The organism is Pseudomonas sp. D3 (assembly GCF_029320995.1).
Lineage (GTDB): Bacteria > Pseudomonadota > Gammaproteobacteria > Pseudomonadales > Pseudomonadaceae > Aquipseudomonas > Aquipseudomonas paraveronii.
The window spans coordinates 2,760,016-2,772,144 of record NZ_CP119772.1; the positions used below are offsets into that span (position 1 = coordinate 2,760,016).

Here is a 12,129-nt window from a genome sequence, read left to right on the forward strand (position 1 = left end):
CGCCAGCGCGCCTGTAGACCGTCTCCGTGATGCGCTTGTCAACGATGACGGCAGCGTGACGGAGAGGTGGGAGCAACAGGAGGTCGAGTTAGCGGGCAGGGTAGAATTTGAACCTGAAGAGGAACTGGCACCTTTCTGACAAGCATAGAAATTTATGGTCACCCCCATTTTTGCAATACTGATTAACGGGTGGTGTGGTTGGCTTGCTTAAATCTATCCGGCGTCTGTTGGGGCATGCCCCAGCCCCACGATGAGCGTCGCGCCTGACGATCCTTAAAAAAATGTCGGCTTCTGAAGCCGATTTTTGTGTCAGGATTTTCGCCAGGCCGGTGTGCCGTTCACATCATCTGTTGTTCAGCTATCGCAAAACCTGAAGGGTGATCCAGCCTCTGCATATAGACCCTGGAACACTGCATCAACAGTTGTCGCAGGTGCTTGTCACCCCGCTTGCTGATCCCCAGCAAATTGGCCTTGCCGCCCATGCTGTACTGCCTGGGCACCAAGCCAAAGGAGGCAGCAAAGTCCCGACTGCATCGGTACTGCTTGCCATCGCCCATCTCCACAGCCAGCAGGCTGGCGGTGATCGGGCCGAAACACGGCATGCTCAGCAAACGACTACCCAGGTCATCGTCGGCCAGTTGGCCCGCCAGTTCTTTATCCAAGACCTTGATTTGCTCATCCAGATAGACGAAGTGATCGTGTAGGCGTTGTAACAATACCGTCAGACGAACGGGTAATTCATGCTCGGCCAAGACGCTCGCCAAACGCTTCATGATGGCCAATCCCTTGGGCAGGCTGATGCCAAACTCCAGCAGGAAACCGTGCATCTGATTAGCCGTTTTGGTGCGCTCACGCACCAACGATTCGCGCATCCGATGCAGCACAGACAGGGTTTGCTGAGATTCGGTTTTAGGCGTAACGAAGCGTATGGATGGACGAGAATCGGCTTCGCAAATCGCCTTAACGTCGACAAAGTCGTTTTTGTTGTCCTTGACGAAGGGGCGAACAAACTGCGGAGAGACCAGCTTGGCCGTATGCCCCATCGCCATCAGTTGGCGAGCGACAAAATGCGACCCTGCGCAGGCCTCCATCACCACGACACAGCTCGGCACATTGCCGAAAAGCCGCATCATCTGCGCCCGTGAGCATTTTCTGCGAAAGACCTCGCGGCCCGACTTATCCTGGCCGTGCAGGTGGAAAGTGTGTTTGCCGAGATCGATACCGATCAGCGCTGACTCGCTCATGATGATGGCCTCCGAAAACAAAACACCCCGTGAAAGCGTAGCCCTCACAGGGTGTTGGGGGTGACCATCTCATTAGCCCGTGATCGGCGGGCTTTAGAGTCCTTAGCCTTCCAGGAGTAAGCGGTGACTAATTCACAACTTTGAATATATTCAGTTTCACTTACCCAGAATTACAAGCCGAAATTGAACGCGATAGAAACACGTGGGCGATGCCCGCTGAACAACTCTACTGAATGCATCAACCAAGAGGGAAATAGAAGCAGCATGCCGCTAGTTGCGGCAAAGCTGGCGTTGCAACCAGCACTCACGCATCCCTCTACCTTCATGCGCAGACTCGGATTGTATACCGAAGGCATCAAGCCGCGAGGGTCAATAAAACTCAAGTCACCACCTATGCTTGGGTCTTCATGACGCCCACCATCGTCTACCCAATAAACTGCAGACCAGAATGCGCCCGCATGGCCGTGCACGGAGTTGCTCTGACCTGCGAGATTGACATTCGCCCAACTGTTACTAGTCCATGGAAACTGCGCTTCGCTTAAGCCGAACTCCTGGGAATGCACAGCGGTTAATTCTGAGGCAGCTTTGCTGGCAAAATCGTGTAATTCCCGCCCCTGAATACCGCCCCACTCATTGAAGTCGCCAGTTGACTGCCATCCACCCTGGTTGCTATGGCGAGATCCTGGATCTTTCTCCATCCGCTCACGGATAATTTCCAGGAGCTGAGGATTGAGGCTGTGTGCTAACGGATGAATTATGCTTGCGACAGGAGTGGTGAATAGCCGAGTTATTTTAATTGCTTCAGGTTCAACCATGGCTTTCATTTTTTTGGCTCTCGGTACATTTGCTGGTTTGCCTTGGTGAGGGGCATGGCGCTAAAGCGGCTGTCCATTCCACACATATAGCACTCGCGCCTGAATGTAGGTATCGTCCCTTCTGATCTTTCGGACACCATGCCTCTCGTTATCAGAAATCATCTCGAAATGGTCTTCATCGAGGATGTGCAGTCGTTTGATGTGCAGGTGGCGCTGCCAGGTGAGCACATAAGTTCCTTCACCCGTGAACTCCCTGATCGTAATATCAACCAGCAGCGGATCACGGTTCTTGATCGTCGGCGCCATCGACTGGCCCCAGCCTGTCACCATTTTCAGGTGAAAGTGCTCTTTGAACTCGATGCCCATCTCGCGTAGGTGCTTAGGGCTTACCCGGATGCCCTGGAGTATCTCGGGATAGCCATGGTGTACCTCACCGGCACCCATTGCGCCACGGACATCGTAGTGTGCGATCCACACCTCATCGCCGACCGGGTCGGGGCGGGAGAAGTCGACTGTGACGACGTTACTCGACTCATCGGCCGCCGCAATAATCCTATCTCTGGCAGTACTCGACAACCCTTTAACGTTGGCAAGCATCAGCCTGACTTGGTCTGCGGTGGTCTGCCCTGACGCGTCACCCACTCCGGCGCTATCAGAATCCCCGCCAACTAAATTGATGGCTTCATCCGCCGAGATTGAATCAAACCAGCCTCTAGGCAAGCCCTCAATTACTTCAATTCGACGCGCAACGTCATCGCCCAAATTCTTTGCAGTCTTGTCAGACAGTATCTGACTCAGGTGCGCAGGAGCCATCCCCCAGCGCTCAGCGCAAGCGCCTTTTCGCTGGGCGCCTATGAGGCTGACTAGTTGCTGCTTGCGAATCTCATAAATATCCATACAGGCAAGAATGCCAGTGTTTAGCTCAATGCTAAATGTGCTCAAGGCTAAACAGTTTTTGCTGAAATAGTAGCTTCAAGCTAAATTTAACCTGTATTTAAGAAGAGATCCATGAATGACCATCTGCGCGATGGGCTCGCCAGCGCTTCAAACGAACGGCGCCAGTCATTGGCTGCCGCAGCTAAGACGACGGTAGGGCACCTGTGGCAGTTGGCAGGCGGTCACCGAAAGGCCTCGGCTGACCTGGCAGACCGTCTTCAGGATGCATCAGGTAGCGAGATCACCATTGCGGGTCTGCACCCGGATCGTGCGTACCAGCCTGAGCCAAGACGGTTACGCCCAGGCACTGAGCCGTGACCTGCACCTGTCGTGCCCGGCGCCGTCGGCGGGGTTTATGGCGCCGCGCGAACCCAACTTGCCCCGGCGCATGCTCAACGAATTAACGCCATCACCAGTGACGGGGACCAAGGACTGATCGTGCTGAGGGCGTGCCAAGCTTATGTCAGAACGATTAGATTTCAGGGGGTAAAATAGCGATTTTCCTACATTTTATTTTGGTTTGCTTGTTACAACAAATAGTCAAAAAAAGAATCTAATTATGGGACTGCGATGGACTGCGGTTACGCTACTCCTAGCGTCACGCCCATGAAAGCGAGATACCTGCCCTGATGCAGTTTGCCAAAAGACTAAAGGGTTACTGGCGAGGCATCGTCAGTCGGGTTCGCTGGCCAATGCACGCTGGTCAGTTGGAAGGAATAAACAATCGAATAAAGGTGATCAAACGTATGGCGTATGGTTACCGGGATAGCGAATTCTTTTTCATGAAGATCAAGAGCGTCTTTCCCGGTAATCCGTGAAGAACCAAAAAAAGGGCCCGCGCACGGGCCAAATGGAAAACCTTCAAAGACGCAGAGGGGGTTTGTTGCTCCTCCTAGGTCTTCTGACAGTTACGCGGTCGTGTTGACTCGTGTACCTATCGATCCTGAGGTTGCTTTGGGCTGTTCGACTTTGCTTGCAGTGCTACCGTCATGATCGCCGTCGCTGTCTGCCGACACGGCTGGCCGGACTTGGGGTTTGATAGCTGCGTGTTGAGGTTGGATGATCTGTGTCGAACCAGTGATTGCCGATGTCATGTGAATCCCCTTAAGAAACGGTGGTTTGAGTTAATACTATCGGCATGTTATTTCAATGTGTTAAGCGGTCTAATTAAAAGTCCCATGAATAAAAATAACTGAGAGAGTTTCTTGAGCTTAAGTTTTTTGTTGCTTTGGTTTTCAAGTGAGTGGTGAAAAGTTTGTGATGATTTCGTGAGCATTTGCTAGTTTGTTTATAGTTTTCTATTGGCGGATAGCTCTACTGTCGCTGCGGCAGGTTGATGATCAAGGTCTTGGCTTGAGGCTATTAACGAGTCGGCTTACCGTTCTTGCGCGGACGTTTGCATCGTGCCATTCCCGGCGGTAAGTCCCTGTTCTCTGTGTTTCGGGGGCGCATTTCAGTTCACTCTGGAAAAATCAGGCGTCCAAGCCGGTCGCGCCTGCAGCGGGTTCTGGTCGACGATCGTTGGGTTGCCCATATCCAACTTCATGCGGCCAAACATGCTGCCCACCAGAGGCCGAATACCCAGTTACGGTTCTTCAGCCACTTGCGCTGTTGGGCACGGTGTTTGTAGCTGGTTAGGTCGGCGAAGGGCTGATGTTTATTCGGGGGCACCGCTGAATCATTGGGCTAATTTGCAGTCAAAAAATTAATCCCCACAAGCAATTAGGACGTTCAAGATGAAGCGCGCAGCAGTAACACTTTTGGCCATTTCTGGTCTTATTCTGCTTAGTGGTTGCGTGCCTATCTGGGACGACGGAGGAAGGTATGGGCATGATCGTTACAGAGGGGATGATCATGGGCGGAGATACGACCAGGGCTACGACAATGATCAAGGTCGAGGCCGTGGGTACGATCGCCGATACGATGATCGCGGGTATGATCGTAATCACGGCCGAGATCGTGATGATCGGGATGACTGATTCCTTGAGTGTCCGTGGCGGCCTATAGCGTTATAGGTCGCGATTTCGTCTAATCCGCGCCACGTTTTCGAATGCGCCAGATCGTGGCGCGAGACTGGAGGCTATCGTTTCAGCCCCATGCATACATCGATTTCTCATCTGATTGGCTGGCTACCACTTAAGCGAACACCATGTCTTGGTTTTGCAAAGTGCGCTAGATAACTTGACCGGACGGATACGATTCATTTTGAAACCGACTTTTAAGATCCTCGCAGACGGTACCGACATTAATGCCCAGATCAACGACTGCCTGATGTGCGGCCTCTGGCGAACTCAAGAATTAGTACCAAAGGCTTTCGGTCAGCGCCAACGAGCATAGTTCAGCCACTATGCTCGCTCCTCATGTTTATTACCCATTTCACCACCTCGAACCACATCAAGCTAAGGGCGACGATGCCAAACGCGAAGAGTATCAATACTGGCGCGGGTGTCACGAAGGAGAACAGCTGGGTAACAGGCGGAAAAAAGAGCGCTAGCGCCAACATGGCCAACGTTGCGAAAGCGATCCAGCTCAGTTGGGCACCAAACGCGCCATGCCCCATCCAGCGCGTGCGGCGCCATGACTTATTTGTATGGATCAGGGCGAGGTTGGCCAGCGCCAGTACGACGAAGGTTAGTGTTCTGGCAAGCTCATCTCGGTCAGACGCTACCGGCGCAAAGAACCTGATACCCGCATACGTCGCTAGAAGCAGTATCAGTAAGCCAATGCCCTGGCAGATACCACGCGTCATCACCGCGCTGTCGAATAACCGTTGGTCCTGTCGACGTGGAGGCGCCTTCATCGCATCTGGCTCAAGCGGTTCGGCCTCGAACACGACCGAGCAGGCAGGGTCGATGATCAGTTGCAAGAATAGAATGTGCGCCGGCATCAGCACCATCGGCCAGCCGAAAAGCACTGGAAGCATGGATAGGCCGACAATCGGCACGTGTACGGCCACCACAAATACGATCGCTTTGCGCAAGTTGGCGAAGATGCGGCGGCCATAGCGCACTGCGGTCAGCAACGACTCGAAATCATCATTGAGTAAAACCAGTGCGGCGGCTTCGCGTGCTACCTCGGTGCCACGCGCACCCATCGCAACGCCAATATCGGCTGCCTTCAGTGCAGGTGCGTCGTTGACGCCGTCGCCGGTCATGGCAACTACATCGCCATGCGCACGGAAAGCGCGTACCAGGCGCAGTTTCTGGTCTGGCTGAACGCGGCAGAAGATCTGCGTCGTGCCAAGCCGTTTGTCCAGCTCCGAATCGTTCAGGGAGGACAGTTCGGTTCCAGTGATCACAGGGGCATCGGTGCCCAGACCGGCCTGCCTGGCGACCGAAATCGCTGTGGCCGGGTGGTCGCCAGTCATCATCACCACGCGGATGCCTGCGGCCCGGCACTCGGCAATAGCCTGCGGCACATCTGGGCGAATCGGATCTTCGAGCCCGACCAACCCTAGAAACCTGAAGTCGAAGTCGTGCTGTAAACCGGGTAGCACCTCGGCGGCGAAGGTCGCTTGTGCGACGCCAAGAACGCGAAGCCCGTCTGCTGCCATTGCCAGGACCTGAGCCGCAATGAGCGCGCTGCGGGCGGGATCCAGATGGCACAAATCGACGATTGCCTCGGGCGCACCCTTTGCGGCAATGAGTCGCTCTCGTTGATTCGGCGATTGCCAGACCCGCGACATTGCGAGCATCTGGGGCGACAAGGGATAGTCTTCGATCAGGGTCCAGTCAGCGTGAAGGTGCTCGGTGAGCGCCAACAGGCTCTGCCCGGTCTCGCCGATGGCCGACTCCATCGGATCGAAAGCATGGCGGTGGCTAGCGAGAACCGCGTACTCAAGCACGCCGTGGAGTGCCTCCTGCAAAGGCGTGCCGACGTGAGTACCGTCCCCAGCGACTTCATACACGGCCTCCTCGGACCAAAGGCGCCTGACCGTCATTCTGTTAGCCGTCAGCGTACCTGTTTTGTCGACGCATAAGACGGTGGTAGCACCGAGCAGTTCGACAGCAGGAATGCTGCGCGCTAACACTTTCTCACGGGCGAGTCGCCAGGCGCCGAGGCCTAGAAAGAGCGTCAGTACAACCGGTAACTCTTCCGGTAGAATCGCCATCGCCAGCGTCAGGCCAGCAAGCATCCCATGCAGCCAGTCACCGCGCAGCAGCCCGAAAGCGATAGCGAGCGCCGCCGCCAGCACCAGGCCCATGAGAGCGACCCGCTTGACCACACGACGCGTTTCCTGTTGCGTCGGGGTGGGTTCCACCTCAATGTTTGCCAGTGACTGGCCAATCCGGCCCAGCGCACTGCGCTCGCCTGTGGCTGTGACACGTCCCTGGGCGGTACCGCATGTGACCAATGTGCCTGAAAACGCCTGTGCAAGCGCCACATCTATTGGTGGCGGCGCTGGATCACCGAGTGTATGAGACTGCGGGGCGACCAGTTTGCTGACGGGCACGGATTCTCCGGTCAGCAAGGACTCATCAATTGATAGGTTGGCGCAAGTTGTCAGTAGCAGGTCAGCGGGTACGCGATCGCCTTCAGCCAGCATTACAACATCGCCAACGACCAAGTCCCGCGCGGGAACGCTGCACTCCTTACCTCCCCTTAGCACTTGAGCCCTGGGGCTGGAGAGGTCCCGCAACGCATTCAAGGAGCGTTCACTGCGCCGCTGTTGGATAAAGCTGATGCTCATCACAACGAAGACGAAGCCCAGCAACATGAGGGCTTCCTGGACATCGCCCAACACCATATACAAAGCGCCGCACGCGACCAGCAGGAGGAACATCGGCTCGAAGGCCACGTCGCATATCAGGCGCAGGGCGCTGCGTCGGCGGGACGCGGGGAGTTCGTTCGGCCCGTCCTGCGCCAGACGTCGCTGCACCTCTTCCTCGCACAAACCCTCAAGCAGCGGCGAACCTGAATGAGGTAGCTCAGTATTCACAGAGCGACCTTTATGAGTGGTTGATCATGATCCATATCAAGAGGGTGCAATGGGACAGTGTGTGTCATCAGGTTCCGTACCCCCATGCCGCTGCGATACTTGCAGGCAGGCTCTATAGCGATGTGATGTCCTGCCTCGAGGCTTATAGTCGTATCGACCTCGATGCGTGCGTCTAAGACCATCATGTAATTCATCCTCCAGGTACGCTAGCACAACGTTGCTTAGTTAGACGTGAATCCGACGCGATCGGCTGCCGCGTATAGATTTCGGCACTCACTTCTTCGTCTTCATTTTTTGAGTGATGGCAGGTCCGGGTGCCAGCGTATGCCGTTTTCATCGAGTACGACTGGGGTTGCCTGGATCGGTTTTATTTCCTCAGACATGACTTCACCCTTGCCGCTATAGCGCTTGAGCTTGATGGGGAATTTAAAGAAATCAATGGGTTGCATTGCTTTGAACGCATTATGTTGTGGACTTTAGATGTATGAGAAACATGGATGTCTAACTCATTTCACGCGTTCGCCTTTCTTGTATAAGCCTGAATTGTTACAGAAATGGAAAATTACTTTCACGGGAAACGAGATCATTCTTTCGGCGGGGAGGTGTTATAAGTTCTCCCCCTTAGGGTCTGCCCTGTACAAAAACTAAACCGTTATAAAACGGTGCCTCGCGCTGCGCAGTCAATGCGTTGCGACTTAGAATTTTTCTCATCTGCCATCGACTTATAACTGTTCGCTTTGACGGCCTGACTTCAGGGGGCACCCTGCTGACTGTGCACCGAGAGACGAGGCAGCTCTATTAAAAACAGGGGAACGAACAATGTCTTTTAAGTGGAATTTGGTGGCGCTGACGGTCTCGCTGGGTGTGAGTCAACTAGCCTCAGCCGCCGGTGTGGATGATCAAGCGACGGCTAAGGGGTTTGTTGACGGAAGTAGCTTGAATCTCCTACTTCGCAACTTTTATTTTGATCGTGACGGTAAAAATTCGGCGGGCGACAAACAGGACTGGTTGCAGGTGATGCAAGGCAACTTCACCTCCGGCTTTACCCAAGGCACTGTCGGCTTTGGTGTGGATGCTTACGGATACTGGGGCGTGAAACTGGATGGTGGCAAAGGCAATGCGGACTCTGGCAACTTGCCGGTCAGCAGCAACGGCCGGCCGGAGAATGATTTCAGTAGCGCAGGCGCGTCGATCAAGGCCCGCTTTTCCAAGACTGAACTGCATTATGGCAACTTGCAGCCCAACAACCCCGTCCTGGCCACGGCGGGTACTCGCGCCACGCCTCAAACAGCGACTGGCTTCAACCTGTTGAGCAGCGAAATTGAAGGGTTGAACCTCGACGCCGGACACTTCACCAGTAGTAACGGTCCGACCACGACCAACAATAGCCATGAACTGTATGCCGGTTATGCAAACGTGCCGGCCAAGAGCATTGACTACCTCGGCGGTAAATACACGCTGACCGATAACCTGTCCATGAGCGTGTTTGCGTCGGACCTCAAAGACGTCTGGCATCAATACTACGGTAATGCCAACTACACGATCCCGTTCACTGCCGATCAGTCACTGAACCTGGACTTCAATATCTACCGCACCCTCGATTCCGGCCAGTCCAAAGCCGGTGCCATCGACAACACCACTTGGTCGTTGGCAGCGGCATACTCTTTCCTGAGTGCTCATACCGTCACACTGGCGTTCCAGAAAGTGCACGGTGACACGCCGTTTGACTATGTGGCCGTGGGTAATAACAAATCGGGTGATTTGGCCGATTCCATCTTCCTGGCCAACTCGGTTCAATACTCTGACTTTAACGGCCCCGGCGAAAAGTCCTGGCAGGCCCGTTACGACCTGAACATGGCGGCTTACGGCGTGCCGGGGCTTAGCTTTATGACGCGCTACCTGAACGGTGACAATATCGACGGCACGCACATGCCGGTCGGCAGTGCCTACCAAGCCTATGGTTATGGCGCTGACGGTAAGCACCACGAAACCAACTTTGAAGCCAAGTACGTGGTGCAGACCGGCCCAGTCAAAGACTTGTCGATGCGAGTGCGTCAAGCCTGGCACCGCGGTAACGCCGATCAGGCGGAAGGGGATTACAACGAAACCCGTTTGATCGTGGATTACCCAATCTCGATTTTCTAATCGGACGACTATCGGCCAAGCCCGAAGGACACAATGCTATGACGGCCAGTTTCAGCCCTGCTGAAGCTGGCCGTTTTATTTGTATAAAGCGCTCTATGTCTGGGTCTGCACTACGAGGTTTAGGCCCCCGTTTTTGGAGCCTAAACCTGCGGATTGTTACGCGGTTGTGTTGATTCGTGTACCGACCGACCCTGAGGTCGCCTTGGTCTGTTCCACTTCGCCTGGTCTGCTACCGTCAGTATCGCCATCACTGTCTACCATCGGAGCGGGGGGCGCTTGGCGCGGAGTGACTATCGCTTGAGGTAAATTGGCTTGAGTTGAGCCGTTGATTGCAGATGTCATGTTGATTTCCTTAAGCAGCTGTAAATTGAGTTAATACTATCGGTACCGTTGTTTGATAGTTGATGTGAAAGCAATGCAATTAAAATAATTGAGAGTGCTTCCCATGCTTAAGGAAGTTGATTGGTTTTGAATCGTGTGAAGTGTGAAAATATTGTGATATTGATGTGAGTAAGCTGCGTGTTTATAAGTATGTATGCAAAGAGGCATGGTGAAACAAAAGCAGTCTGCTTTTGAGTGCGAATGTCTTTTGTTCTATGCCTTTGGATGGGGGCTTGAAGGGGGAGGTGAGCACCTGTTGATAAATGGTTTGTTTAGCCAGGTTAGGTTTATCTCTTCAGTTTCAACCCATTTTCCGCCAGGATGTCGAGCGCACGTCTTGAATCCTATACAGCAACCGCTGTTATCGATCAAAACGTAATTTTTGTAATGGTGACGCGGCGAGAATAGACCAAAACAGAACGCCATGATCGAGCACCTCGTTCGGAATAGCTGAGTATCTTTCTCAGTTTAGAGCCGATACGTCAGGGGTGTAACGATCTGGCAAGCAGCATGCTCATCAATTTTATGTTTTTGTTAATTGTATTCAATCTCGTTTCTATTGATTTGAGTGGTTTCGGTGTCACTTCGGTCGTCGAGCCGGCGCTCAGCGCCCTCGTTTCCCGTTTGAACCGACACAGCAGGTGCCTTGCAGGAAACGGTATTTAAATTTGCGGGGTTTGCAGGGGCTTAAATATTTAAAGGCCTGTCTTTTGTAGTTATGAATAAACCGCTCGGTATCAGGTTTTTATTGGGTAATCCTGCGGGTCGCGATACGCACTAACATGCGCTGGGCACTTCTCATGAAATTCAGGGCTTTCTGTTGCCTAATCCCGCACTTTTTCGGATTTTTCGGATCTATCTCTGTCCCAGCCACACCCATACTGCGTGTGGACATAAGAACTAGACCTGGTGCAGATGAAGCATACGTTCCCGCCTTTTATCCCCCGATGGATGAGCCGCCCGCTTTGGCTGGTTGTCGTGTTCATGCTCTGCACCACCGCTTGCAGCCAGCAACAGGGGCGGGATATCGCCAGGCAGTTCAGCGATGGCAAACCTGATGAGTTCTTCCAGACCAGTGTCGATCGCATGGCCACCCTGGGCATGCGCGATAACCTGCAAAGTCTGTATCTGCTGATGAATAAGCTGTACCTGCGTAACCCCAACCAGTGGCGGCAGTCGGGTTATCCGGACGCAGTGAGTGCTTCGCGGGAAATCCGTCAGGCCATCGAGAACCGCCAACCGCTGCCTGCCCTGGGGGACCGACGTGATCTGGCGGCCCTGAGCTATTCCTTGAGCCCAGAGTTTCGTGGCGATCGGGTCGGGGCGTTTATCTATGCGATTGGCAGCATGCTGGTGACCGCGCATGGCGGGCGCACCCAGTTCTATATCTCTGACTCGATCGACCCGCAATTCGTCAGCAACGCTGCGCGCAATATCGAAAAGGCCACCTGGCTGCTCAGCCAGCGTCAGGACGCCAACGGCGTGCTGCTGCTGTTTTCCAACGAGATCTCGGAAGAGGGCAGTAACCTCAGTTTCGCCGTCGAGTTCGGCAAGATCGTCGCGCGTCTCGACCTGCTGACCCGGATGCTCGATGAGCGCTACCGACGTATTGGCGTCAATTATGCGCAAAGCCTGTTGCTGATGAATTTCCTGCCGGTGCAGTGAGCGT

Annotated in this window: 7 protein-coding genes and 3 pseudogenes; 5 read left to right on the forward strand and 5 right to left on the reverse strand. The window is 54.1% G+C overall.

Translation table 11 applies throughout. The annotated features are described in order from the left end of the window. Positions 1-380 precede the first annotated feature (380 nt). From P3S72_RS12770 to P3S72_RS12780, 3 genes and pseudogenes are all read right to left on the reverse strand, one after another. A pseudogene (locus P3S72_RS12770) lies at positions 381-1,244 on the reverse strand (IS110 family transposase); the annotation flags it as partial. A 170-nt stretch (positions 1,245-1,414) separates the two neighbouring features. After that, a complete protein-coding gene (locus P3S72_RS12775; RefSeq protein ID WP_276197606.1) occupies positions 1,415-2,068 on the reverse strand; it encodes a putative 2OG-Fe(II) oxygenase in 654 nt (217 codons plus the stop codon). A 51-nt stretch (positions 2,069-2,119) separates the two neighbouring features. Next, a complete protein-coding gene (locus P3S72_RS12780; protein WP_276197928.1) occupies positions 2,120-2,956 on the reverse strand; it encodes a S24 family peptidase in 837 nt (278 codons plus the stop codon). 355 nt (positions 2,957-3,311) lie between these two features. Between P3S72_RS12780 and P3S72_RS12785 the strand changes: the two are divergent. The 3 genes and pseudogenes from P3S72_RS12785 to P3S72_RS29565 form a co-directional block, all read left to right on the forward strand. Next, positions 3,312-3,490 (forward strand): annotated as a pseudogene (locus tag P3S72_RS12785) (lysis protein); the annotation flags it as partial. A gap of 107 nt (positions 3,491-3,597) precedes the next feature. Continuing rightward, positions 3,598-3,813: pseudogene (locus P3S72_RS12790) on the forward strand (transposase); the annotation flags it as partial. 1,006 nt (positions 3,814-4,819) lie between these two features. Next, positions 4,820-5,002, forward strand: coding sequence for a hypothetical protein (locus P3S72_RS29565; RefSeq protein ID WP_346429966.1), 183 nt, complete (start codon positions 4,820-4,822; stop codon positions 5,000-5,002). Between the two features lie 331 nt (positions 5,003-5,333). Here P3S72_RS29565 and P3S72_RS12800 read toward each other — a convergent pair whose 3' ends face one another. After that, positions 5,334-7,934, reverse strand: coding sequence for a cation-translocating P-type ATPase (locus tag P3S72_RS12800; protein WP_276197608.1), 2,601 nt, complete (start codon positions 7,932-7,934; stop codon positions 5,334-5,336). 287 nt (positions 7,935-8,221) lie between these two features. Further along, positions 8,222-8,383: a hypothetical protein gene (locus P3S72_RS12805; protein WP_247397827.1), complete on the reverse strand. Its 162-nt coding sequence runs from the start codon at positions 8,381-8,383 to the stop codon at positions 8,222-8,224. Positions 8,384-8,753: 370 nt separating this feature from the next. On the opposite strand from P3S72_RS12805, the gene P3S72_RS12810 reads away from it, so the two are divergent. After that, a complete protein-coding gene (locus P3S72_RS12810; RefSeq protein WP_276197609.1) occupies positions 8,754-10,079 on the forward strand; it encodes an OprD family porin in 1,326 nt (441 codons plus the stop codon). Between the two features lie 1,332 nt (positions 10,080-11,411). Then, a complete protein-coding gene (locus P3S72_RS12815; RefSeq protein WP_276197929.1) occupies positions 11,412-12,125 on the forward strand; it encodes a hypothetical protein in 714 nt (237 codons plus the stop codon). Positions 12,126-12,129 lie beyond the last annotated feature (4 nt).

Bases quoted from the DNA above. Each gene is read 5' to 3' on its own strand.
- P3S72_RS12780 (WP_276197928.1), bottom strand. From the start codon at position 2,956: ATGGATATTTATGAGATTCGCAAGCAGCAACTAGTCAGCCTCATAGGC.
- P3S72_RS12815 (WP_276197929.1), top strand. From the start codon at position 11,412: ATGAGCCGCCCGCTTTGGCTGGTTGTCGTGTTCATGCTCTGCACCACC.
- P3S72_RS29565 (WP_346429966.1), top strand. From the start codon at position 4,820: ATGGGCATGATCGTTACAGAGGGGATGATCATGGGCGGAGATACGACC.
- P3S72_RS12775 (WP_276197606.1), bottom strand. From the start codon at position 2,068: ATGAAAGCCATGGTTGAACCTGAAGCAATTAAAATAACTCGGCTATTC.
- P3S72_RS12805 (WP_247397827.1), bottom strand. From the start codon at position 8,383: ATGCAACCCATTGATTTCTTTAAATTCCCCATCAAGCTCAAGCGCTAT.
- P3S72_RS12810 (WP_276197609.1), top strand. From the start codon at position 8,754: ATGTCTTTTAAGTGGAATTTGGTGGCGCTGACGGTCTCGCTGGGTGTG.